This window comes from Bacteroides fluxus YIT 12057, assembly GCF_000195635.1.
Taxonomy (GTDB): Bacteria; Bacteroidota; Bacteroidia; order Bacteroidales; family Bacteroidaceae; genus Bacteroides; species Bacteroides fluxus.
Map to the genome: position 1 here is coordinate 40439 of NZ_GL882609.1, position 25602 is coordinate 66040.

Genomic DNA, 25602 nt, shown 5'->3' on the forward strand with positions numbered 1-25602 from the left:
TGACAAGGACAACGTAAAGTAACCGCCGTTACCAACCATCGTGACAAAGAATTGGCTCACGGATGTTTATGAGCCATGCCAAAACGGCAAGTGGATAGGTTGGCTATGTTTATCTAATAGCCACACGGATGTCGCTCCACCGGTGGATAGGCGGGTCCTAAATCAGTCGAAGTTATCCGTACGGAACATGGTAAGCCTATAGGTCTCCTCATCTCATTATGGGAACAGGTAAGTCAATCGCAAGAGCAACCGAACGGCTTGTAGGTAAATGACGATGGAGAAAGCGAATGCCCCTCTGTAATGGCGGGGATAGGGGTTGGGACATCACCCCACGCGAAAGCGGGCAGACTTCCATCAGGTAATTCGCTACGAAATGAAATGTAGAACTTGTGTAAATGAAGAAACGACAATTGGACGAGGCGCAAGCCAAGTGTGCATCCTCAGCCGCACTGACCGCATGGCAGACCATCAACTGGGTGTCGTGTGAGAAGGAGGTACGCAAGCTGCAAGTCAGAATAGTAGAGGCTCTAAAGGCAAACCGCATTGGAAAGGTGAAATCTCTCCAACGCATCTTGATTAGCTCGTTCTCCGCCAAGGCATTGGCAGTGAGACGCGTGACATCAAACTCGGGCGGTAGCACTGCTGGGGTTGACAAGGAAACCTGGCTCACTCCCATAAGACGCTACAAAGCCATCAGCTCTTTGACAACGAGGGGTTACAAGCCAAAGCCTCTTCGCCGTGTCTTCATCCCGAAGAAAAACGGCAAGATGCGCCCGCTCGGAATCCCTACCATCAAGGACAGGGCTATGCAAGCCCTCTTCCTAATGGCACTTGAACCCATAGCAGAGACACTTGCCGACGGCAACTCCTATGGTTTTCGCAAATACCGCTCATGTGCGGATGCGACAGACCAGATATACAAGTGCCTTCACAAGAAGACCTCGGCTCAATGGGTGCTTGAGGGTGACATAAAGGGATGCTTCGACCATATCAGCCACGAATGGTTGCTTGACAATGTCATAATCGACAAGGAAATGCTCCGCAAGTGGCTTAAGGCGGGAGTGATAGAAAAGAATGTGTTCCACATGACCGACGAGGGGACACCCCAAGGCGGAATAATCTCCCCGACATTGGCGAACATCACACTTGATGGGATGGAAGCATTGGTAGCCAAACACTCAACCCGAAGGGACAACGGCAAGACCTACTCCAACAAGGTAAACCTCGTACGCTACGCAGACGACTTCATCGTCACTGGCGATACGAAGGAGGTACTTGAAGAGATAAAGTCAGAGCTAATCGTATTCCTAAAGGACAGAGGTTTGGAACTCTCAGAGGAAAAGACGCTGATAACACATATCAAGGATGGTTTTGACTTCCTCGGTTTCAACATACGGAAATATGGCAACGGCATGTTGCTGATTAAACCGAGCAAGAAGAATCAGAAGAAGTTTGCGGAGTCGACACATGAAGTAATATACAAAATGCGCTCAGCCAAGCAGACGGATGTAATTGGCAAACTCAACCCCAAGATAAGCGGTTGGGCGAACTATTACAGATATGTGTCCTCGAAGGAGGTGTTCTCCAAGCTCGACCACATAATCTTCCTCCAACTGAGGAGATGGTCGATAAGAAGACACCATGACAAGTCGTTGAAGTGGATAGAGAAGAAGTATTGGCAACACGACGGGAAACGTGGATGGATATTTGGAACAAAGGGCAAGGATAAGAAAGGCAAGGAGAAAATCTATCGCCTTATCCAACTGACCCACACACCGATACTCCGCTACACGAAGATAAGGTCGAAAGCCAATCCGTTTGACCCACGATACGACGAATACTTCAAGCAACGGCAAGAAACAAAAAGCCGTACACGCCCGCTCAAATGCAGTGCATGACAGCACACAGAGCCGATTATTTAGAACGAGAGATAATTAAAAGAATTACACGAGCCGTGTGCGGTGAAAGTCGCATGCACGGTTCTTGAAGGGGAAAGCGGGGGAAACCCCGCAGACCTACTTAGAAAATAAGTGGCTTTCAAATAGCTCAATTCAGAAAAAGACGGGGCCAAACAATGGAACAAAGGTTGTAAGCAAGGAGGCAATCCGTATGCAACAGACAGGGGCACTGCTATGGCTGTATGCCTGGAGAAACGAAGCGGGAAATCCGACCTTACAGCTGTATCATCAGAAGAGTGAGGAGCATGAACACTGATGCACGATGAACGACAAGCCTAAGGGTCAGCTTAGCAATAGAGGCATCAAGCCAAAAGAGGACAGACATCAGAGGATTGGCGATAGCACTGTCATCATGCTAAGACCAAGTTCTGTGTCCGACAAGGAAGAGTCGCAAAAGACAGACGAGTAAAACCAAAAGGCGAAATGACCATTCCTATAACAAGGTACAGAGACGCTTAAAACGGCGAAGGGACTTTGGCGACGTATCGCTATACAGGTGTCGAAGCATCGCTTCTATAACAGGACTGGAGCAAGTGAGCAAACCGCACAACTTGCTCCCAAGGTATTTCAGTTACAACAGCCATAACCTCATTGGAGGATTGTCCTAAAAGAGTTTTTGCAGTCAAAGGAAGAAAGAGTCTGCAAGCCACATAGCCAACAGACTCTCTCCTGATTATTCACAGATGACAACATCATCCTTGTACTCCGTCACTTCCTTGCCGTTGATGAGCTGGACAATGACCTCACAACCCAAGTCCTCGACAATCGTTCCCTCTGTCTGACCTCTTCGGGGATAAAGCAAGGTGCAGAAACACCCTACAACGCCGTCCAACTGCTCCATGTCTATCGTTGCCATATCCGTTCCTCCTTGTTAGCCGAATGTGATTGGATTGATGCAGAAATTCGTGTCCTCTGCCTCATACTCGTATTCATTGATGAAGTCAATCATCTTCTGTTCGCTTCTTCCGTCCTGTGAGACACCAGTCTTCTCACACCACAACTTGATAGCATCACCAAAGGTGGAGTAAGCACCCTCACAATCCTCAAAGAGTTCTCCGTATGCAGTGACGTAGCACTCTTCGGGGAAGAAGTCGTTCTCATCGTGCGTATAGAAGATGTCGCAACCTGGCTCAACCTCTCGCCAACTGATTGAAAGTTCATCGCCAAGTGCCTTGTTCACCTCCTCAAAGAACAAGTCGCATGAAGACCAAGCACTTTCGGTGTCAAAGGACAAGAGGGCATAATCGTCTTCCACGTTCTCCTCATACTCTGCCCAATAGATGTGTCCTCTCACCGAGATGCCTTTCTTCTCGTAGTCAATGCCATAGTGTTCTGCCAAGAGATACAGATACACATTATTACTGTTCACCTCCAACTCTTGGAGTGTGTTCCAAAGGTCTGCCACGGCTTTGCGTGAGCCTGTCACCTTGTACTGAGTGTCGCAAATGTTAGCCATAAGATAAAATTTTTATTTTCTTCCCTTATGTAGAACCAACTACCATCGGGATTGATTAAAGAATTATGTTGCCCCAAAAGGTGTTATGGCTCATCAATGCAAGGTTTTGCCGTCAAATACTACCTCTGCCACAATCAGAGCGTGGAGATTTCACGGACAAACCACAGGCACCGACCTTGCAGGATGAACGCCATGACAGGTACCTTTGCAACACAATTCTTATCAAAGCCCGATGGGGTGGTACATGGCAGACTGCATGGTACAGCAGTGTGAAGTGACGTTATAGGTGGAGATAAGGCTATAAGAGGTTTTTGCAGTCAAAGGAGAAAAGAGTCCACAAAGTGCAGTATCTACAGGACAAAAACACTTTAGTTTACCTTGGTTAGCTCTTATATATATGCTAACCTAAAGTAAACTGTATATATGTCCGTCTAAAACCCGAAAACCGTACGGGTCAGCTTACGTCAGAAACAGAAGTATAGAACCATAGAAGTGGTTCAAGAAGTCTTTCTTCCTTTGACTGCAAAATATTATCTTTGCACGAATCATAATTGCCCTGTAGGATTTAATATAATTTAACACTCTTTGTTGAATGCAAGGAAGAACAGCTTCAATATGCTGAATATCAGTAGTATAACATTGTGTTAACCCTTAATCTGTAGAAAAGGATGTTATCATACAAAGTAATGTCCATTTGTACTTTTTCTATATGGTTTTATACTTACATTTGCATATCATTTGTATCTTGATAACAGTAACTAACTGATTATCAATATACTTTATATTTGAGGAAGTTATATAAAAAGGTCTTAGTGTACATTACGTTATTCTACATCCATAGTTGCATTTCAATTAGAACGAGGTCCCTTTAAAGACCGATGAACGCTCTTTGGGAAGCAAGTAACCGCCCAGTGTGATCCGGTTGGAGTTGAGATTCGGGTTGACGGTAACGGATGCTCTGTTTGTCCCTTTGGGTAATGAAAGGTCAACCGTTGCCGAAATTCCTGCCCCCATGACACTCATGGAGAAAGTGATGTTCCCTTTTTTGTCCGTCTTCATCTTGATGTTCGACGCACGTCCTTCCACCGTTATGCCTCCTACGCCGTTGGGGCCTCCGCCATTGAAAGGGGCTATCTGCACGACAGCATTGTCATCCGACAGGGAGATAAAATTCGTATTGGAAGTTACAAAGGCCGTCTCTCCCCGTTTGAAGACAAGACGGTCCGCTTCCAAAACAAAATCCAGTTCTTCCAGTGCTTTGACAGCATCCGCATAGTTTATGGAATCCATGACGGTTTCCATTCTTTTCTGAAACTTGCGCTCTTCGGCACTTTTCCGCTCCGCTTTCGTATAGATACGTTTCTCACTTTGGGCATATGCTGACATTCCGGCCAACAGTACTGCCATCATAACAAATAGTCTGTTCATATTCAAAAGGATATAAATGATTAAAAAGTCAATGTATATGTCTGATCCTTCTCCCTTCGGTCATATACACACAGGCGAGAGAGCACACTGCGCACGCCACAAACACGATTCCTGTGGTCTGTAGCGGATTCCCGATTCCAACCAGTGGCGAGACAAGCCCTCCGAATGCGAACGAGACGGCTCCCAACAGGGCGGAAGCGCTTCCCGAATGCTCCCTGCCTTTGTCCATGGCAAGGGTGGTGGAGGAGGTGAAGCAAAGCCCCAGCGAGAAAAGGATGCCGAGCATGAACCCCTCATAAATGGGGAAACTGCAACCGGCAAACAATGCCACCGCTTCACAAGCCGAAAAGACAAGCAAACCGGCACTGCCCAATAACGTTCCCCTCTCTATACGCCTGAACTTGGCGGCAAGAGCAGCCGATATGACCACGGCGAGCGCATTCATGCCGAAACACATGCTGAATTCCAATGGGGTAAAGCCGTAGTATTGCTGCATAATGAACGGTGCGGAAGAGATGTTGGCGAAAAGTGCAGCCTGGGCGAACCCAAGCTGCAGCATATACCCCATGTAGGGACGGTTTCTCAATAAAGGCATGAAATATGAAGGTAAACGTAAAAGACCGGATGAGGCACGTCTCTCCACGGGTATGGATTCTTGGTAATACAGGCTGGCGAATAATAGTAATATGCCGATAAACAGCAGGATGGCAAAGATGCCCTCCCAGCCTCCAACCTCGGTCATTGCTCCTCCCAATACCGGAGCCAGTACCGGGGCTATACCGTTGATGGAACCTACAATCGCCAGGACTCTGGCCAGTTCACGTCCGGTAAACATATCCGTTGATATGGAACGGGCAATGACAATGCTTCCGGCCGCTGCAATTCCTTGAAACAAACGGAATATGACAAACAGATATATGTCAGCCGAAAACAGACAAAGCAACGTGGACAGGATAAAGAGGAATAGCGTCCATGATAATACCGGTTTTCTGCCATACCGGTCACTCATGGGGCCAAAGAGTAACTGTCCTGCGGCCAGTCCAACCATGCAAGAGGTCAGGCTTAGTTGTACCATTGATGTGTTGGTACCAAACATATCTATCATGGCCGGCAAGGCAGGCAGGTACATATCGGTGACAAACGGACCAAAGGCTGTCAGCAATCCTAGGAAAATCAACAGGAATATCCTATAGGATCCCGTTTTTATTGTCAGTGTTCTCATTATCAGTGTTTTCATTCACATCCTCCTCCTAACGCATTATACAAATTAATAATAGACTGGCAATATGTGAACCTGTCGGAAACCGCATTTAACCGAGCGTTCAGCAACGACTGGCGTGCAGTAAGCAACTCCAGATAGGTGGCATTGCCGGTTCGGTACAACGCCTCGGAAGTCTGTACGGCACGTTCCAGCTCCTTACACTGTCTCCGGTGGCTGTCAAGGCTTCTTTGTACCGACTCCGTGGCATACAGCGCGTCGTTCACCTCCTGTCCGGCATCCAGCAGCGCCTGTTTGTAGGCGAGCAGGGCTATCTGTTCCTCATCCTTGGACACACGCAGGTTGGATATGAGCTTTCCCCGGTTGAAGATGGGTTGTGTCAGGGATGCGACAGCCGAAAGTATCCAGCCGCCGGGATTGCTCACCACTTGTCCCAGAGAGTTGGCCCAGCCGGCGTTTCCGGACAGTGTGAGATTGGGATAGAAAGCCGAGCGTGCCTGGTTGACCGTATAATAGGCGTTTGCCAGCACCATTTCCGCCTGCACCACATCCGGGCGTTTGGACAGCAACCGCACGGGAAGTCCGGCGTTGATCCGTTCCGGGAATGTCTGTTGCTCCAGACTGCCCCGCTCAATGCTTCGAGCGGTTGTTCCCAACAGCGTGCAAAGCGCATTTTCCACCTCGCGTTGCTGCCGCAGCAGGTCGTTGTGCGTGGCCTCCAGTTCGTGCAGGCTGGCACGGGCCTGGCTTACGGCATTCTCTGTTTCCTCACCCACTTTGAATTTCGACTCCATGACCCGTATCTGCTCTTTCCATACCTCCAACGTGGCACGGCTGATTTCCAGCTGCCCGTCCAGCATCAGGAGTGAATAATAACCGTTGGCGATGCTCGCTATCAAGTCCGAACGGATTGCCTGCCGGTAGGCTTCCTGTTGCAACAACGTGGCCTGTGAGCCTTTCTTGGCGTTGCGTAGGTTCCCGAAAAGATCTATCTCCCAGCTTGCCTGAATGGGCAATTCATAAGTCTTCACCGTCTTACTTCCGTCAGTACCGGTCAGTGTACCCTGTGGAGACAGGGCTAATGAAGGCAGGAACGACAAGCGTGCGGCTTTTAGCTGCGCTTTGGCCTGGTCGACGCGCAGCAGGGCGGTCTGCATGTCGGTGTTGTTTTCAAGCCCGTAGCGGATCAGGTCCTGCAACAAGGTGTCCCGGAACATCTCCTGCCAGGGAAGGTCGCCCAGCGTCAGGGAATCTTCTTCCGACGGTCCGTTGGCCGTATCCCGGTAAAGACTGTCCGTCGGCAAGCCCTCCGGCCGTTGGTAATTGCGGTAGATATGGCAGCTGCTCATCGCTGCCATGCACAGTATCATATATATTATCTTCTTCATGATTGTCTCTCTTTTTTTCGTTTACCCATCACCCGTTCTTCGATGTATTGGAATACGATGAAGAATGCAGGTGTTACAAATAACAAGGCCACAGTCCCGATAAGCAGGCCGCCTACTGTACCTACACCCAAAGAACGGTTGCCGTTGGCACCTACTCCGGAAGCGAACATCAGCGGAAGCATACCGAAAATCATGGTAAGTGCTGTCATCAGGATCGGGCGGAAGCGGACGGTAGCAGCACTCATGGCGGCTTGTGTCAATGACATACCCGCTTGGCGACGTTCGGTTGCATATTCAGTCATCAGAATTGCTGTTTTGGAAAGCAGCCCGATCAGCATGATCAGCCCCGTCTGCAAGTAGATGTTGTTTTCGATTCCCCATATACGGGCAAAGAGGAAACTTCCCATCAGCCCGAAAGGTACAGAAAGAATCACCGCCATCGGGATAAACACACTCTCGTAGAGGGCGCAGAGTATCAGGTAGATGAACAGGATACATACACCGTAGATAATAACGGTGTCATGCGATTCCGCCATCTGTTCCTCCTCCCTTGTCATGCCGGAATACTCGTATCCGTAGCCGGTAGGCAGGGTCTGTGCCGCCACCTCGCTCACGGCATTGATGACGTCTCCCGAACTGTATCCCTCTGCCGGCATTCCCTGCACGTTGATGGAGGAGAACATGTTGAAACGTGTCAGTGACTCCGCACCGTAGGTCTTGGTCAGTTTAACGAATTGGCTGACCGGTGCCATCCCGCCGCTTGTCTTCACAAAGATATTGTCCAACGACTGCATGTTCTTGCGACTGTCCGAAGGAGCCTGGATAATGACGCGGTACAGTTTAGTGAAACGGTTGAAATTGGAGGCATAAATGCTTCCGAAATAGCCGGACAACACCTCGAGAACTGCATCCGTGGTAGTACCTGCACGCTGACATTGCGCCTCGTCCACATCCACACGGTATTGAGGGAAATTGGCACTGAACGACGTATAGGCCATCTGTATCTCCGGCCGTTTGTTCAGCTCGGCAAGAAACCCGTCGGTCACTTTGCTCAAGGCGTCAATTCCCTTTCCGCTACGGTCTTGAATATAAAGCTCAAAGCTGTTTCCTGTACCATAACCTGAAATCATGGGCGGTGAGAACACGAAGATGTTGGCATTCTTGATGCCCGCCGTGCGGCGGTAGATTTCCTCGGAAATGGCATCCACGCTGCTCTCCTCATCCTGCCGTTCATCCCAGTGTTTCAACTTGATGATAAACATGCCGTGAGAGGAGCCGCTGCCCGAACCCATGCCGAATCCGGCAACCTTGTTGAAATTGTCGATCTGCGGAATCTCCTTCAGCTCTTTCTCCACCTTGTCCATGATACTTGCGGTCTCGGCCAGCGTGCTTCCCGCGGGCGCGTCCAGGCTGACAAAGATGGACCCGGTATCCTCCGACGGGACAAGGCCGGTCTTGGTGGTGTTCATCAGATAGCCGAGCAACAGGACCGCCAGCCCCAACAAGGACCATGCCAGCCATTTATGCTTGACAAAGACCTTGGTTCCCGACTTGTATTTCAGCACAATGCGTTTGAAGGCCGAGTCGAAAGCCATGCGGAAACGGGTGGAGAACTCCGGTCTTTTCCCTTCCACCAGGATCTCGTTCGGACGCAGTATCAGGGCGCACAAGGCAGGTGAAAGCGTCAGGGCATTCACGGCCGAGATACCTACGGCAACCGCCATCGTGATACCGAACTGCGTATAGAAAATGCCCGATGTTCCCCCCATGAAAGATACCGGAACGAATACCGCCATAAAAACCAGGGTGGAGGTGACAATGGCCGACGAGATACCGCTCATGGCGTCAACGGATGCCTTATAGGGCGAACGGTAACCTTCATCGAAACGGGTCTGCACCGCTTCAACCACAATGATGGCATCGTCCACGATTGTACCGATGGCGAGCACCAGCGCGAACAGCGTCAGCAGGTTGATGCTGAACCCGGCGACATAGAGGGCGGCGAACGTACCGATCAGCGACACAAAGATGCTGATGGTGGGAATCAGTGTGGAACGGGGATTCTGGAGAAATACATATACCACCAGTACTACCAGTATAATAGCTTCCAGCAGTGTCTTGATGACCTCGTTGATGGAAGCGTCAAGGAAGTTCTTCGTGCTCATCAGCTCCACGATTTCCATGTCTTCCGGAAGGGTTTCCTCCAACTCGTCCAGGTACTTGTCTATATTAGTGATGATTTCATTGGCATTCGTTCCGGCCGTCTGGTTGATCATACAGGTGCTTCCCGGGGCACCGTTTACCGTACCGGTATAGGAGTAGCTCTGCGCTCCCAACTCTACGGTGGCGATGTCTTTCAGTTTCAGTACACGTCCGTCATCATAAGCCTTGATGACGATTTCCTCAAACTCCTGTTCGGTTTCCAGCCTTCCGCGGTATTTTAATGTATATTGGTATACGTTCTTGGAGTCTTCGCCGATGGAGCCGGTGGATGCCTCGATGTTCTGGCTGGAAAGCGCCGTCTCCACATCGCTTGGTTCCAGTTCATATTGTGCCATTACTTCCGGTTTTAACCAGATACGCATCGCATAATCTCCTCCCATCACATTGACTTCACCTACACCCGAGATACGCTGTATCTGCGGTTTCACATTGATAGTCAGGTAATTGGTCAGGAATGTTTCATCGTATGTCCCTTTCGGACTGTAAAGTCCGAAGATTTTCAGCATACTGCTTTGCCGCTTCATGGTGGTGACACCTACTTTAGTCACCTCCGCCGGTAACAGCGAGGTCGCAGTGGACACCTTGTTCTGCACATTGACGGCCGCCATGTCCGGATCACTGCCCTGCTTGAAATAAACCGTGATTTCCGCACTGCCGGTATTGCTGGCGGTGGATGTCATGTAAGTCATGTTCTCCACCCCGTTGATGGCTTCTTCCAGCGGCACGATAACACTTTTCTGTACGGCTTCCGCATTGGCTCCGCTATAGGTAGTAGAAACACGGATGGTAGGAGGAGCAATGTCCGGATATTGCTCCACGGACAATGCATACAGACCGATTAATCCGGCTACTAAAATAACGACCGAAATGACTATCGAAAGAATCGGCCGGTCTATAAATCTTTGCAGTTTCATAAGCTATCCCTCCTTTTCTTCTTTTACTGCGGCTTCTTCTTTTCTTGCAGCGGATACAACCGTACCGTCCTTCAGCAAACCCGCGCCTTCGGAAACGATTACATCCCCTTCCTGCAATCCTTCTTCTACAATGTATTCCGTCCCGTCATTGATTTCAAATACCTTTATCGGAGTGGAAACAGCCTTGCCGTCCATCACTTTATAGGCAAAAATACGGTTCTGGATCTCATAGGTTGCCCCCTGAGGAATGACGATACATTGCGTCCGGTTGTATGGTATGACGATATTCGCCTGTCCGCCGCTCATCAGACGTTTATCCTTATTCCCGAACACGGCGCGCATGCTTACCGTCCCGGTCGTTTTATCAATGATACCGCTGATAACGTCTATTTTTCCTTTTTGTCCGTAAACCGAGCCGTCATTCAATTCCAGCGACACTTCCGGAAAAGACCGCAAGGCATTATCCAAAGAGCCGTACCGGGCTGTCAGGGAAAGTACCTGCTTCTCCGTCAGAGAGAAATAAGCGTACATCTCCGAATTGTCCGAAACACGGATAAGGGCATCCGTCATGGACGCACTGACCAATGCTCCGATACGATAGGACGTCATGCCTGCATACCCGTCCACGGGACTTTTCACTTCTGTATAGGAAAGGTTGTTCCGAGCCTCTGTCATTTCAGCCTGCGCCTGCAACAGGGCGGCCTTGGCGCTCTTGTAGTCATTCTGTGCCGTGCGCAGTTCAAAATCCGAGATTACTTTATCATCGAACAAAGACTGCTTGCCCTCCAATGTCTGTCTGGCAGTCGCTTCGCCCGCTTCCGCCGCTGCCACAGCAGCCTCTGCCTTTTGCAAGGCTGCCTTGTACGGTACCTGGTCAATAATGAACAGCACTTGTCCTTTACGGACACGCGCCCCTTCCTCCACACAAACCTGCGTGATTGTTCCCGAAACCTGAGGACGCACCTCCACATCCTGCTTTCCCTCTATCACTGCTGAATATTTGACGGAAAGCTGCCGGTCTTCCGGCTTCAGTGTCATAAGGGGATAATTCCCACCATCTTCCTGTTGCCTTGCATTTTGCCGGCAACCGGTCAGCAGGCACATGCAACATAATACTGATACAAAAATACTTCTTACCTTCATTTCTTTTTTAGTTAAATTTGTTATTTATGCTGCGAAAATAAACCGGGGATCCCACTCCATTCTTGTACAAACGGCGCAAGGATTTGTCCGAATTGCCCTCCATTAAAAAACATTAGCAAATAGTATGTCTATTTGACGCATGAAATTGTTCAACCGGGACATCTTTTTATATTTTTGCAGTGACACGTAAACCCAACGGAATTAAAATGACACAGAAGGAATTATCTTTGTTGTTTCCTCCCGCTTTTTGTAGGGAGGGATTGCTCTTGCTGGTATCTCCCGGAAATTTTCATAAACTGGAAGGTAAGACTATTGAGAGAAGCCGTTTGCATATGCTCGTATGTGATGGTATTCTGGAGCTGGAACTGAATGGAAAAGCATATGAAATGAGAGGACCTTCCTTTCTCGATGTCATGGATACTGTTACGGTCCGGATAAATGGAGCCAGTCCGGATCTGCGGGCCTGGTGTCTGTTCGTTACTTTCGAGTTTGCCAGCGAATCCTTGAAGAATCTTCGTCCCGGTCCGCTGAACCATTTGCTGGAACGGTTGTGCCTTCCCGTCTGGAACCTCTCACAGAAAGAAAACGGTATCCTTGAGAAACAACTGCTTCTGCTGAAAGAAACACTTGAAAATCCGCAACATTATTACCGGCAGGAACTCTGTGAGACTTATTTCAGAAGTTTCAGTCTTGAATTGGGAAACATCATGTTCACCCACGCAGAGAACATGGATGATGCAGCTTCTTGTATAAGCAAAAGGGATTTTGTCACGTTGAATTTCATGAAGCTTGTTTCAAGACATTTTATGGAAGAACACAATATCGATTTTTATGCGGAAGCCTTATGCATCTCTAACAAGCATCTTACACGTATTGTCAAGGAGATGACAGGTAAGACGCCGCATACGGTCATCTGCAATGAACTGATACACCAGGCTATGGCCATGCTTGAGGACGACAGCATTTCGGTGGCACAAATTGCGGAACAACTTCATTTTTCGGACCAGGCGGCATTCTGCAAATTTTTCAAGAAACACAAGAAAGTTTCCCCCATGGCATACAGGAGACGAAATCGTACAGATAATGTATTGCATAAGAGCGAGAGGTGATTATGACAAGAGATTCAGTGTATAAGGCAGGTGGGAGATGGTTAAGTTTCCCCGGTTTAACAGTGAAAATGAAAATTCTGGATAATGAACGGGACTTTTATTTATCTTTGCAGCCTCAATAACTAAAGTTTTGTCATGAGAAGAGATGTCTTGCCGTATGTAGCATGGCGAACTATACATTAATAAATCAGAAGAGGTTTTATTCTATATTATGAATCAGAAACGAATACCATTGGTCGGGAAGCAATACACCATCCCGTTTATATTGATTACTTCTCTCTTTTTTCTTTGGGGATTTGCCCACGCTATTCTGGATGTGCTGAACAAACATTTCCAGGAGCTGCTTAGCATTTCAAAGGCTCATTCCGCATTTATCCAGGTAACGATGTATATGGGCTATTTTGTTATGGCTATTCCTGCGGGACTGTTTATCAGCCATTTCGGATACCGTAGAGGGGTGGTTTTCGGATTGTTGCTTTATGGGCTGGGTTCTATGTTGTTTATCCCCGGGCAGTACTATCTGTCGTTCAATCTATTCTTGTTTGCCTTGTTTGTCATTGGTTGCGGGCTGACGTTCCTCGAGACAGCGGCAAATCCATACGCCACGGAACTAGGTGCGAAGGATACGGCGGCCAGCCGTCTGAATTTTGCCCAGTCTTTCAACGGATTGGGATGTATCTGCGCACCGGTGCTTACCGGATTGCTTCTATTCTCGGAAGACGGACAGAGTGGGACGGGAAATGTGGCGTTGCCGTATGTCTGTATGGGAGTAGTGGTGTTATTGGTTGCCTTGGTCTTCTCAAGAATCAGGCTGCCGGAAATAGAGCATCGGGAAGAGGTGGATGATAAAGGTAACCGGATAGGACTGTGGTCGCATAAGCTGTTTGTATTCGGGCTGATAGCTTTGTTTTCCTATGAGGTGGGGGAGATTTCCATCAATAGTTTCTTTATCAATTATGTCGTGGAACAGGGATGGATGAATGCCCGTGATGCCTCATGGGTACTCTCTTTTGGCGGATTGGGATTGTTCATGATGGGACGCTTTACCGGTAGCTGGATTATGGGACGCGTCCGTGCGGAGAGAATGTTGCTGGTATGCGCCACGGGAACGGTGGTTACTACTTCGCTGGTGCTGCTTGATGTAGGTATGGTGTCATTGGTAGCCCTGTTATGCGGTTATGCTTTTGAAGCCATCATGTTCCCTACGATATTTGCCCTCTCGCTGAGAGGTCTGGGCCGCCATACAAAGCGTGCTTCTTCTTTCTTGATGATGTCTCCGGTAGGGGGAGTGGTAGGCCCTTTGTTGATGGGGGTGGTGGCCGACCATTTCACCATGGTGATGGCATTCATTGTGCCGTTGGCAGCCTATTGCGTGGTATGGGGATATGCGCGCAAGATGGTGCGTGAGGCGTGTTAGTATAAAAGATAACCGGATGCACCGGCTGACAATATTGGCAGGGCAGCAGCTGCTATCAGCAAAACGGAGATGGGCAGTAAACCGGACATTGCTGCCTTTATGTATTTGTTGTCCTTGCATTTTGATATAAAGTTGCTTTATTCTTAAATCTATTTAAAAGGTGAATACAGCGACCTAATAAACCTTTATATTTAACACCTAATTCTTAAAACGGATACAGTGATGATACAAATTTTGCAATTACAAGGCACAGATAAGCGGCTGTACCAGCTTGTAGCCCCATTGGTGATGAATCCGGAAGTGTTAAAACAAAATTATAACTATCCTTTCCGGACTTCGGAGGATTATAATTGGTTTATAGCTTCGGAATCCAGGCGGGTTGTCGGCTTCATTCCGGTGGAATGCAAGAAATATGAATGTGTAATTAATAACTATTACATAAAAGGCAAGAGTAACGAAGTGCTGAAGCGGCTGTTGGAGAAGGTCATTGCTGGGGTGGATGAAGAGAAAGATCTCACTGCCGTCTGTTTTCTTGAAGATTGCGATGTGTTTAAGGAGATGGGTTTTACGGAGGAAAAGGTCTGGACTCGCTATGTGAAAATGAAGAGGGAGAGAGAACTATGAGTGCACCTAAAAATGTATATGAACTGGCGCAAGAACGTCTGGATATCATCTTCAAGGAGTTTGATACGATATGTGTCTCATTTTCGGGAGGTAAGGACAGTGGTGTGCTTTTGAACTTGTGTATTGATTATATCCGGCGTAACCGTCTGAACAAGAAACTATGCGTATTTCACATGGATTATGAGATACAGTATAGCGTAACCATCGATTATGTAGACCGTATTCTGGAGGCTAACAAAGACATTTTGGAAGTATATCGTGTCTGCGTGCCTTTTCGCGTGACCACCTGCACGTCGATGTACCAGAGTTACTGGCGTCCGTGGCAGGATGACTTGAAAGATATCTGGGTGAGACAGATGCCTAAGAATTGCCTGACCAAAGAAGCTTTTTCATTCTATACTCCTGAGATGTGGGACTATGAGTTCCAGATGCATTTTGCCAAGTGGTTGCATCTGAAGAAGGACGGTGTCCGTTCCTGTTTCTTGATAGGTATCCGTACACAGGAGAGCTTCAACCGTTGGCGGAGTATTCATTTGAACCGTAAATATCAGATGTATCACAACTATCGGTGGACGTCAAAGATAGGTAACGATATTTTTAACGCTTATCCCATCTTTGATTGGAAAACGACTGACATCTGGACTGCCAACGGAAAATTCGGTTTTGACTACAATCATTTATATGATTTGTATTATAAGGCAGGGGTCAATATTGAGCGTCAGCGGGTGGCGAGTCCTTTCCTTTGCGAAGCCCAGGAGAGTCTCCGCCTGTATCGTGCCATCGACCCGAATACCTGGGGAAAGATGGTGGGGCGTGTCAATGGAGTGAATTTTACCGGTATCTATGGAGGTACGCGTGCCATGGGATGGCAAAGTGTACGTCTGCCAGACGGTTATACCTGGAAAGAATTCATGCAATTCCTGCTTTCCACCTTGCCCGATGAAGCTCGGAGAAACTACTTGAACAAACTGACTGTCAGCATTGAGTTCTGGCGTAAGAAAGGGGGATGCCTCAGTGACGAAACCATACGGAAACTGATTGATGCGGGTGTCTCCATCGAAGTGATGAACTCAACCAATTACAAAACCCATAAAAAGCCGGTTCGCATGGACTATCTGGACGATATTGACATTGCTGAGTTCCGGGAAATCCCTACTTACAAACGGATGTGCATCTGTATTCTCAAGAATGACCATGCTTGCAAGTATATGGGCTTTGCCTTGAATAAGGAAGAAGCATATAAACGAGATAAAATAATGGAACAATTCAAAAATATGATGCTATGAGTGTAGATAAAAGTCCGGTATATAGTGTGAAAGCGATTCCTGTAGAGAAAATACAGGCCAATGATTACAATCCGAACGTAGTGGCTCCGCCTGAAATGAAGTTGTTGGAACTTTCCATCTGGGAAGATGGTTTCACCATGCCATGTGTATGTTACTACGACAACGAGGCAGACCAATATATCCTGGTGGACGGCTTTCACCGTTATCAGGTATTGAAAACTTCCAAAAGAATTTACCAGCGTGAAAACGGGTTGCTGCCTGTTGTGGTGATTGACAAAGAGTTGTCTAACCGCATGGCGTCTACCATCCGGCACAACCGTGCCCGCGGTACGCACAATATTGAGTTGATGTGCAACATCGTCGCTGAACTGGACCGTGCCGGTATGTCCGATGAATGGATTATGAAGAATATTGGTATGGACAAGGACGAGGTACTCCGCCTGAAGCAAATATCCGGTCTGGCAGACTTGTTTGCGAATAAGGCCTTCAGTATTCCTGAAATAAAAGAAGAGTATATTCCCGAAAATAAATAAGACTTTTTTAGGGCTGTCTTAAAGCGTTTTTTTTATCACATTATCCTGTCATTCAGGGTATAGTGATAATTATTTGCTATTTTTGGACAGTCCCTTTTCTTTTTCATTCATTAACAAGTGAAATATTTCTTTGCAAACTTGCATAATTTAGTCAAATCGCCTATTTTTGTCAGCATAAAAACATAGCAAACAAGTGGTACACGTCTTAAGACGTTATAAAAAAAATTACATGAAGAAAATTTTGGTAAGCGGAGGTGCTGGCTTTATAGGTTCTCATCTTTGTATGCGGTTGATAAAAGAGGGGCATAAGGTTATTTGTCTGGATAATTTGTTTACCGGTTCTGAAGAGAATATTGCCCATTTAAAAGGTAATCCTCTTTTTAAGTTTGTACATCATGATGTAGAATACCCATACGAAGCTGATGTGGATGAAATATACAATTTAGCCTGTCCTGCTTCTCCTGTCCATTACCAGTATGATGCAATAAAGACGATAAAGACTTCGGTGTTGGGTGCTATTAATTTGCTGGAACTGGCAAAGAAAACCAATGCCAAGATACTGCAGGCATCGACAAGTGAAATTTATGGTGATCCTATGATTCATCCGCAAGTGGAAGGTTATTGGGGAAATGTAAATCCTATTGGTATCCGTTCTTGCTATGATGAAGGAAAGCGTTGTTCGGAGACTTTATTCATGGACTATCACCGCCAGGCCGGATTGCGGATCAAGATTATACGCATATTCAATACATACGGCCCCCGGATGTTACCGGGTGACGGAAGAGTGGTGTCCAATTTTGTTGTCCAGGCATTGCAGGGCAATGATATCACGATATACGGTTCGGGACAACAGACGCGTAGTTTTCAGTATGTAGACGATTTGATTGAGGGAATGGTTCGGATGATGGATACGGAAGATGACTTTACCGGTCCGGTCAATTTGGGGAATCCCAATGAATTCTCTATTCTGGAGCTGGCGGAGAAAGTCATTAAACTTACGAATTCCAATTCGAAACTGGTGTTTAAGCCTTTGCCCCATGATGACCCGAAGCAGCGCCAGCCGGACATTACTTTGGCGAAGGCCAAGTTGGGGTGGAAACCTACTATTGAACTGGAGGACGGCTTGCACCATATTATAGAGTATTTCAAGGAATACGTTCCTAATTAAATAAATTTGATAACGGGAAAAATAAGATAGAAAGATGAATATGGAAATAAACCCCTCCGAGTACAAAATTCTCATCGTTGATGATGTGATGTCAAACGTATTATTGTTGAAGGTACTCTTGACAAATGAGAAATTTACTATCGCTACGGCTAGTAACGGACGGCAGGCATTGGAACAAGTGGACAAGGAAAACCCTGACTTGATCTTACTTGATGTAATGATGCCGGATCTGAGTGGTTTTGAAGTGGCCCAACAGTTGAAGGCAAATCCCGCTACTGCGGAGATTCCCATCATCTTTCTGACCGCCTTGAACAGTACGGCAGACATTGTAAAAGGTTTCCAGGTAGGCGCCAATGACTTTATATCCAAGCCCTTCAATAAAGAGGAATTGATTATCCGTGTTACCCACCAGATTTCTTTGGTAGCTGCCAAGCGCCTTATTCTGAGCAAGACGGAGGAACTGAGACGTACCATTGCCGGACGTGACAAGTTGTATTCCGTCATTGCGCATGACCTTCGTTCTCCGATGGGTTCCATTAAGATGGTGCTGAACATGTTGATACTGAATCTGCCCGCTGAAAAGATCGGTGACGAAATGTATGAGTTGCTTACTATGGCTAACCAGACAACGGAAGATGTTTTCTCCCTGTTGGACAATCTGTTGAAGTGGACGAAGAGCCAGATAGGCAAGATGAATGTTGTGCCTCAGGATGTCAACCTTGTAGAGGTGGTAGATGGCGTAATCGAGATATTCAATATGGTGGCTGGCCTGAAGAAGATAACCGTCCGTGCAGAGAAGCCGGAGAAGATGTTCGTCACCGGAGATATTGACATGATGAAGACGGTGATACGGAATCTGTTGAGCAATGCTCTCAAGTTCAGCCGGGAAGGTTCCGAAGTCGTGTTGAAGATGGAAGAAGCGGACGGTAAAGCTATTGTCAGTGTACAGGATCATGGTTGCGGTATCAGTGAAGAGGGACAGAAGAAGCTGTTGCATACTGATACACACTTCAGCACGTTCGGTACAAATAACGAGGAAGGCTCCGGACTGGGATTGCTTTTGTGTCAGGATTTTGTTTTGAAGAATGGCGGAGAACTGTGGTTCATCTCAAAGGAAGGAGAGGGCTCTACGTTCAGTTTCTCCATTCCGTTGAAGAAATAAAAAACTCTCCCCGCCCCCTTTCTTCACGGAGGGGTACGGGGGAGGTTCCCTATCTTTTACATAAACTGCGGAAATCACAATATTCACAAAGTTTCGTGTCTTCGGTCTGGTCAAACGGTGTGTCCGGACTGAAAATCTCCTGTAACAGTTTTTGTAATCTTTCGCGAAACTCCTCTTCATGGAAAGCAAAGTTATTGACAGGAACCTTGGGTTGTCGGGAAGCTCCCATTTCAATGATCGGAGAATAACTTTCGGAGGCTGCCCGGTGAATGTAGAGTAGGGAGGGGGCTACCTTTAGCGGTTGCCTGCGGCATAGGATAGATGCATACAGAAATGTCTGGAAAATATAGTTGGGACGATTGTTGGCAGGGGTAAACAATTGCTCTATATTTTCGGGAATCTTGGGAGTACCGCCGGTCTTATAATCCACGATACGGAGGGTATCTCCCTTGCTGTCCATGCGGTCAATAGTTCCGCCTATTTTCAGGGAAAGCTTACCCGCGGAAGTTTCAACCTCCATAACCTCATCCACTTCTTTTTCCATTGCTTCCATGCAGAAAGGCGCATATTGCAGGTCATTCTTTAGGAGTTGGCGCAGATAAGAGGCGATGACTTTGGCGTGGATGAGCTGCGTACCGTTGTATTCCGGTTGTTCAGTCTGAGAAACATGGAAGAACTTCTCTTTGAATGCATTATCTACATAAGCCTGTAGTTTCACATCATTCTTCAATAAAGCTTCCAGGTCTTCTTTGCGTATTTCTTTATTGTGGGCGGTAAGGTCTTTATATACCAGTTCGGCAGAGTAGTGGAAGATGGTTCCGAATAAGGCGGAATCTATCTCTGCACTGACTTCTTCGGGAGCTTTCAGCCCGGCCACATAGCGGTAATAGAATTTCAGCCGGCAGTCCAGGTATGCGTTGAGGGCGGAAGGTGAGAACAAAGCCCTGGGATGCCGGTGTATATTGTATATCCGGTGCATCCTTTCTAGTATTTCCGGAGTCTTGTCGATGATGATATCCCGGGTCTGTTGCGGCGACTGTCCGGCTTCAAGGTACTCGTATGAGATGTCATGCGGTGATTCTACGAGGAACTGTAGCATGAACCGGGACATTTCGCCACGGTTCAGTCCGTCGGAGGCGGTGTTATATAGCAGGGTGATGTTCTCTGCCCGTTGTATGAGGCGGTAGAAGTAGTAGGCATAGACTGCATTCTTATGTTCGATAGTAGTCATGCCGAAAGCTTTCCGCAGGTTGTAGGGGATGAATGAAGATTCACCCCCGGCTTTGGGAAGCTGCCCTTCATTGAGGGAGAGCATAATAAGATTCCGGAAGTCGAGGTTACGTGTTTCCAATACTCCCATTACCTGCATACCGATGGCAGGTTCACCGTGAAAGGGTATGTTGGCGGAAGTCAGCAGGCGATTCAGTAACCGCTTCAATGTATCTGTTCTCAGACTGCTTAATTCTCCGGTTTCGATGAGGTTGACAAGACGGTTGATGAGTGTGTAACTCTTGAACAAGGATTCACGGTACAGTTGGTTGAAAATGTCTTCAGCATCTTTTTCCTGGCGGTAGATGACGGCAACTTCGCGAAGCAGGTCCGTAAGATACCGGCAAAGGGCATGGGTCCCGTTTTGCGGGGTAAATACTTGTTCCAGGAAAGCGTCTTGTCTCAGTTCGGAGGGAAGCGGATAGAACCGGTTGTCCTTGGTCAGTTGCTTTTCCAGTCCTTCGGCAGAGGAAGAGAGCTGACAGGTGTAGGGATGTTTTAAAATAGCAAGTACGGCCTCATAGGTATAACGGCCTGTATCGTTGCGGTAGCCGGTTGTTTGCAGTTCCACCAGGGAATTGATAAAGCTATATACAGGGGTCTGTGCCAGTGGAAATCCCATGGTAATGTTGACATTCTTCACCTCCGAAGGAATGGAATGAAGTACGGGCAACAGCAAGGCTTCGTTGCAGAGGACAACGGCATTTTCTTTCTCTTTCCACTTCCCGTCTTTGCCGGTTGAGTTTTTATTTTTTTCTTTCATTTCCTTTATCCATTCCGGAAGGTAACGTGCCTGTGCATTTTCGGTTGGTGCGGAAATAAAACGTACCTGTTTCGGTTTGCGGAGTACGTCGAAGGCAGTTTCCGGCAGTTGGTTGGGAAAGAGTTCCAGGTTCCGGAGAATAAATTCACCGGCTTCATGGGTATAGGGCGGTTTCTGTTCGCGGGGCAGGCGGGTATAGAATACATCATAATCCCAGTAGAACAGGGCTTTGCCTGCATTCTGCAGACGGAGGAAGAATTCTGTCTCTACCTTGTTCAGAACGTTGAAGCCTACAAAGATATAGCGTTCATAATGCAGTTTGTCGGTAGCCAGTTGCTCCATGACATTGCGGTACATCATGCCCTCGTAGGCTATGCCGAGTCCGGTGAGATTCTTGCGGTAATGGCGGTAGATATCTCCTAATTTATCCCATAGGGAAATGAATTTGTTTTTCAGTTCCGTACGTTTCTCGATGGAGAAGTTCTGGAAAAATTGCCGGATGGCTTCTTCCTGCTCTTTGTCGAGAAAATCATAATCGTCCATGATATTCTTCAAGTCCTGCAAGTTGGTGAAGAGTTTGTCGGCATCGACAAGATTCTTGTCCACATCGTCGAAATCACTGATGAGCAGTTCTCCCCAGAAGTAGAAGTCATCAAGTGTTTCTTCACTATGGGTTTCCTCGCGGAAAACTTTATATAACTCGCATACCAGCCGTATGGGATCTCCGGGTTTTAAAGGAGAGAGCTGGCGAAACAGTTCGCTGATGCTGACATATGCAGGTGACCACAACGGACGGTCTGATTCGGCGGCCAGATATTCGTTGAAGAACAGGCTGGCACGTTTATTAGGAAACACGATGGCCGTACGGGACAAATCGTTTCCTGTTTTAGAGTAAAGGTCGTGGGCGACCAATTGGAGGAAAGTTTCCATATTCTGTTTATATCATTTCTTGTAGGACCAGATTACATTATATGTGAAGAAGGATAAGAATATATGTAATGGGCCGTAACAATATATGTTATGATTATACTTTTTTATTTGCTTTTTTTTAGTAGCCAATATCCATGTTTTTATACAGCTTCTATATATTCTTCTTCCACATACCACAGATATCCCTTGATATTCTCTTTGGGATATCCCATCCGTGCAAGTAACTGCATATATCCTTGTACCTGCTTGTTGTATTTCTTGTTCGACTTACCGAACTTGAAATCCACGACGGCAATTTCTCCGTTTCTCATCATGACACGGTCGGGACGCCGGGTATGCAGTTCTCCGTTCTCTTGCCAGATGATATCGCATTCATTGAAAAGTTGCCAGGTTCCCGAATACCAGTCTTTGACTTGAGGCAGGGAGAAAGCCCGTTCGGTAAGTTCACGTATTTCTTCTTCCGTTTCCGTATGTCCGATAATACCTTCGAACACCAGTTGGCTTATGGCATTTTCAATATCATTTTCCGTTGCGATGGCAGAAAATAAAGTATGCAGCAGACGCCCGCGATTGATAAACCGCTGGCTGGATTCTGCTTCATCTATCCCCGCTATGAAATCGGCCGAGCGGTTGGACTGGCGGAATTCAATATCATGGAACATACTTTCCATGTGAACGGGAAGTTTTACAGGTTTTTGGGCTAACTTGTTTGTTTCTTGCCTGTCATCTTGGACAGCAGGTGATGAAGGGCACAAACTACCGCTCTCATAGACAGCCGCTTCTTCGTCCCAACTGCCTGTACCTTTGCCGGCTATTTGTGGCAGAGTGTTGGCAAGCAGTTCGGATATCGTGCCTTTCTGTCCCTTCTTGCTCCAAAGAATCAGGTTCTTTCCGGCGCGTGTGAAAGCTACGTAAAGCAGGTTCAGGTTATCCACCCAAAGTTGCAGTCGCTCGTGCAGGTAGTCTTGGCGATATACGGATTCCGCCATCGTGGCAGAGTAGCTTACAGGAATCAGCTTCAATGCGTTATAAGGAGCCTCCGGGGCGGTACACCATACAAGCTGGTTGTTGGTCTCGTTTTCTAGTTTCCAGTCGCAGAAGGGGATGAGTACGGTGTGGAATTCCAGTCCTTTGGACTTGTGGATGGATAGAATGCGTATGCCATCCGTCTCTCCGCTGGGTATGGTCTTGCTGCAGAGGGTTTCCTCCCAATAACGTATAAAACTGTCCGGGTCGGAAGAATTGCTTTGCAGATATTCTGTCACGGCGTCAAAGAAAGAAAAGAGATAAGCATCCTGCTTTTCTATACGGTTCATCCCGAATATGCTGAAAAGTTCTTCCAATAGTTCGTATAGGGGCATTAAACGTAAGGTGTCCATGCGTGAGGTGAAAGTCTCGGGAAGCATTTCCTCGGGAGAACCGATGAAGAGACTGTCCCAGTTTTTCTTTTCTTCTTTGCCCTTCTGTCCTTCCGTCAGCCTATAGTTGGCAATCAGTGAAGCTCTTGAAATTTTGTCTTCCGGATTGGACAAATAGCGCAAGGCATCTATCAGCATGCAGATGGCAAGCGAGGCATCCAGCCGGAACGCTTCGTCGGAGACAACAGGCAGCCGGAGCTCCTTGTCGAAGTAATCGGCAATAGGGGGGATATTCTTGTTCTTGCGGACAAGTATGGTGATATCGTTCAACCGGACGCCTGTTGCCAATAAGTTCTGTACTTCTTTTCCCATGGAGAGAAGTGTCTGTTCCGTGTAGTTATGCTCTTCGTCCGGTTCAAGGAAAGAGGCCTTGACATAACCGCGCTCGTCACTTTTGGGCGATTCTTGTACCACGTCGGCGTAGGCACGTTTCAACGGATAACAATCTTCTTTCAGCTCTTCAAGGTGCAGCGTATTAAGGTAATCTACGGCGGCGGTGAATAGTCCGTTGTTGAAGCGGATGATATTTGTTTCGCTTCGTCTGTTTGTTTTCAGAGTCTCTATACGGATTGGGAAGCTGCCCAAACCTTTATCCCTGACTTCTGAACCTTCGTCTTTTTCCCCGAGTCCGTTCAGTATTCCCCAGTCACCGTTCCGCCATCGGTAAATGGACTGCTTCACATCTCCCACGATCAGACTGTCGGCTCCCTGCGAAAGGCCTTCAAGCAACAGCAGACGGAAGTTATCCCATTGCATGCGGCTGGTATCCTGGAATTCGTCAATCATCACATTGCGTATATTGGCCCCGATTTTTTCGAATACGAAAGAAGAATCACCCTCGCGCACCAACTGGTGCAGCAAGGCATTGGTGTCCGAGAGAAGGAAACGGTTGTGCTCCCTGTTCAGCGTGCGCACTTCTTCATCTATATGGTTCAGAAGCTGCAACTTGTTGAGATGCTGCAGGGAAAGCCGGCAACTGTTTATAATCCGGCTTTTCTGCGGGCGCAACCTTTCCGCATCTTGCAGAAGGGGGAGCAGGCTTTGTTCGGCCAGGTGAATGATGTCGTTCTTGCGTGAGGAAGTTTTGGTAGCCCAGTTCTTGGCATCAGCCAGGCTATTCTGCAAAGTGGCGTTCATCACGTCTTTGTCTGTCAGTTTTCCATCCCTCAGTTTACGGAAATAACTGCCTATACCGCGTGCGCCACCCTTCAAGTCTTCGGCTACGAGGGCATGGCCTTCCAGTTCGCCTTCAAATTGGTCATAGAATCCTTTCATTTGCTCCAAAGCATCGGTTTCCATTTCACGCAATACGTCCCGGTAAAGTTTCAGTGTATCCGGGGTACGGAGACATTGCCGCAATCCTTCACCACGTTCTATATAACTTTCATCAAAGATGTTTCTTCCGAAGTTTTTCACTTCATTGGAGACGTTCCAGCGCTTGTCGTCGGCGATGCGTTCGTTGATATAGTCCAGCAGCCAGGCCAGGACGGGAGAAGTGGAAGTCAGTTTTTCGATGAGGCTATCTACCGCATCGCTCAGCACTTCGGTATTGTTCAGTTCTATATTGAGGTTGGGGCTTAATTCCAGTTCCCGTGCAAGGTTTCTCATGACGGACTGGAAAAAGGAGTCGATGGTCTCTACACGGAAACGGCTGTAGTCGTGCAGCATATATTGCAAGGCCATTCCGGCACGTTGGCGGATTTCCGCTGTATCCAATGTTCCACCGTCAATCCTTTTAAGCTCTTCCTGGATACGTGACAGGTAAGCTTCGGAAGCCGGATCGCTTTTCCATATGCCGTATAGCTGCTGAAGAATACGTTCCTTCATCTCTGCGGTAGCCTTGTTGGTGAAGGTTACGGCAAGTATCTGCCGGTATGCCCGTGGATTCAGAATCAGGTGTTTGATGTATTCCACTGCCAACGTAAAGGTCTTGCCTGATCCGGCGGAGGCTTTATATACTAATAGTTCCATAAAAGAGAGGCATTCATTTCGACAGACAAAGATAGTGTAAATGGGGAGTAGAATAAAGTGAACTTGTTTATTTTTTGTGCCGGGTACTGCTTTTTCATTTAAGAAATATTGTTCATCGCTTGTTGTTGCAGTAAAATGCTTGTATTCGTGCGCAACGACGCTGAAGCACCGCCTTAGGTGTTTCTTCCTATTGGGCTTCGGATAAAGTGCTTTGTAGTCTGTT

18 protein-coding genes and 1 pseudogene are annotated in these 25602 nt (G+C 47.4%); 9 read left to right on the forward strand and 10 right to left on the reverse strand.

Going from position 1 to position 25602, the window contains the following annotated elements:
* The first annotated feature begins 395 nt into the window (after positions 1-395).
* A complete protein-coding gene (gene ltrA / locus HMPREF9446_RS01945; RefSeq protein ID WP_007897400.1) occupies positions 396-1898 on the forward strand; it encodes a group II intron reverse transcriptase/maturase in 1503 nt (500 codons plus the stop codon).
* Positions 1899-2631: 733 nt separating this feature from the next.
* Here the strand turns inward: ltrA and HMPREF9446_RS01955 are convergent.
* Both HMPREF9446_RS01955 and HMPREF9446_RS01960 read right to left on the reverse strand, forming a co-directional pair.
* Positions 2632-2814: a hypothetical protein gene (locus HMPREF9446_RS01955; protein ID WP_004319908.1), complete on the reverse strand. Its 183-nt coding sequence runs from the start codon at positions 2812-2814 to the stop codon at positions 2632-2634.
* 15 nt (positions 2815-2829) lie between these two features.
* Positions 2830-3414 carry a hypothetical protein gene (locus tag HMPREF9446_RS01960; protein ID WP_005816332.1) on the reverse strand — a complete coding sequence of 195 codons (585 nt, stop codon included), beginning with the start codon at positions 3412-3414 and terminating at the stop codon, positions 2830-2832.
* Positions 3415-3479: 65 nt separating this feature from the next.
* Between HMPREF9446_RS01960 and HMPREF9446_RS18045 the strand changes: the two genes are divergently transcribed.
* Entirely contained in the window at positions 3480-3692 is a 213-nt protein-coding gene (locus HMPREF9446_RS18045) for a hypothetical protein (RefSeq protein ID WP_007837487.1), read from the forward strand.
* 574 nt (positions 3693-4266) lie between these two features.
* Here the strand turns inward: HMPREF9446_RS18045 and HMPREF9446_RS01965 are convergent.
* From HMPREF9446_RS01965 to HMPREF9446_RS01985, 5 genes are read right to left on the reverse strand one after another with little or no spacing between them, the layout of a single operon-like run.
* Complete coding sequence (locus HMPREF9446_RS01965; protein WP_009123704.1) at positions 4267-4842, reverse strand: DUF4251 domain-containing protein; 576 nt, start codon at positions 4840-4842, stop codon at positions 4267-4269.
* 28 nt (positions 4843-4870) lie between these two features.
* Positions 4871-6064, reverse strand: a complete 1194-nt coding sequence (locus HMPREF9446_RS01970) for a multidrug effflux MFS transporter (RefSeq protein WP_039968262.1) — start codon at positions 6062-6064, stop codon at positions 4871-4873.
* Between the two features lie 11 nt (positions 6065-6075).
* Complete coding sequence (locus tag HMPREF9446_RS01975) at positions 6076-7449, reverse strand: efflux transporter outer membrane subunit (protein WP_009123706.1); 1374 nt, start codon at positions 7447-7449, stop codon at positions 6076-6078.
* Positions 7446-10586 carry an efflux RND transporter permease subunit gene (locus tag HMPREF9446_RS01980; RefSeq protein ID WP_009123707.1) on the reverse strand — a complete coding sequence of 1047 codons (3141 nt, stop codon included), beginning with the start codon at positions 10584-10586 and terminating at the stop codon, positions 7446-7448. Before HMPREF9446_RS01980 ends, HMPREF9446_RS01975 begins: the two co-directional genes overlap by 4 nt.
* A 3-nt stretch (positions 10587-10589) precedes the next feature.
* Positions 10590-11729, reverse strand: a complete 1140-nt coding sequence (locus tag HMPREF9446_RS01985; RefSeq protein ID WP_039968264.1) for an efflux RND transporter periplasmic adaptor subunit — start codon at positions 11727-11729, stop codon at positions 10590-10592.
* Between the two features lie 206 nt (positions 11730-11935).
* Between HMPREF9446_RS01985 and HMPREF9446_RS01990 the strand changes: the two genes are divergently transcribed.
* A complete protein-coding gene (locus HMPREF9446_RS01990) occupies positions 11936-12838 on the forward strand; it encodes a helix-turn-helix domain-containing protein (protein WP_009123709.1) in 903 nt (300 codons plus the stop codon).
* A 211-nt stretch (positions 12839-13049) separates the two neighbouring features.
* Positions 13050-14255, forward strand: a complete 1206-nt coding sequence (locus HMPREF9446_RS01995; protein ID WP_009123710.1) for a sugar MFS transporter — start codon at positions 13050-13052, stop codon at positions 14253-14255.
* 26 nt (positions 14256-14281) lie between these two features.
* On the opposite strand, the pseudogene HMPREF9446_RS19425 reads toward HMPREF9446_RS01995, so the two are convergent.
* Positions 14282-14392: pseudogene (locus tag HMPREF9446_RS19425) on the reverse strand (chromate transporter); the annotation flags it as partial.
* An 85-nt stretch (positions 14393-14477) separates the two neighbouring features.
* Here HMPREF9446_RS19425 and HMPREF9446_RS02000 point away from each other — a divergent pair.
* The 5 genes from HMPREF9446_RS02000 (at position 14478) to HMPREF9446_RS02020 (ending at position 19028) form a co-directional block, all read left to right on the forward strand.
* On the forward strand, positions 14478-14879 hold the full coding sequence (locus tag HMPREF9446_RS02000) for a hypothetical protein (protein WP_009123711.1): 402 nt from the start codon (positions 14478-14480) through the stop codon (positions 14877-14879).
* The gene (locus HMPREF9446_RS02005) at positions 14876-16165 is read left to right on the forward strand and encodes a DUF3440 domain-containing protein (protein WP_009123712.1); all 1290 of its coding nucleotides are present in this window, start codon (positions 14876-14878) and stop codon (positions 16163-16165) included. Before HMPREF9446_RS02000 ends, HMPREF9446_RS02005 begins: the two co-directional genes overlap by 4 nt.
* Positions 16162-16698 (forward strand): IbrB-like domain-containing protein, encoded by a 537-nt coding sequence (locus tag HMPREF9446_RS02010; protein ID WP_009123713.1) that lies wholly within the window; start codon positions 16162-16164, stop codon positions 16696-16698. The genes HMPREF9446_RS02005 and HMPREF9446_RS02010 overlap by 4 nt, the downstream gene beginning before the upstream one ends.
* Positions 16699-16927: 229 nt before the next feature.
* Complete coding sequence (locus HMPREF9446_RS02015; protein WP_009123714.1) at positions 16928-17866, forward strand: UDP-glucuronic acid decarboxylase family protein; 939 nt, start codon at positions 16928-16930, stop codon at positions 17864-17866.
* Positions 17867-17900: 34 nt separating this feature from the next.
* Complete coding sequence (locus HMPREF9446_RS02020; protein WP_009123715.1) at positions 17901-19028, forward strand: hybrid sensor histidine kinase/response regulator; 1128 nt, start codon at positions 17901-17903, stop codon at positions 19026-19028.
* A gap of 49 nt (positions 19029-19077) precedes the next feature.
* On the opposite strand, the gene HMPREF9446_RS02025 is transcribed toward HMPREF9446_RS02020, so the two are convergent.
* The gene (locus tag HMPREF9446_RS02025) at positions 19078-21990 is read right to left on the reverse strand and encodes a PD-(D/E)XK nuclease family protein (RefSeq protein WP_009123716.1); all 2913 of its coding nucleotides are present in this window, start codon (positions 21988-21990) and stop codon (positions 19078-19080) included.
* Between the two features lie 140 nt (positions 21991-22130).
* A complete protein-coding gene (locus HMPREF9446_RS02030) occupies positions 22131-25379 on the reverse strand; it encodes a UvrD-helicase domain-containing protein (RefSeq protein WP_039968267.1) in 3249 nt (1082 codons plus the stop codon).
* Positions 25380-25602: the final 223 nt, after the last annotated feature.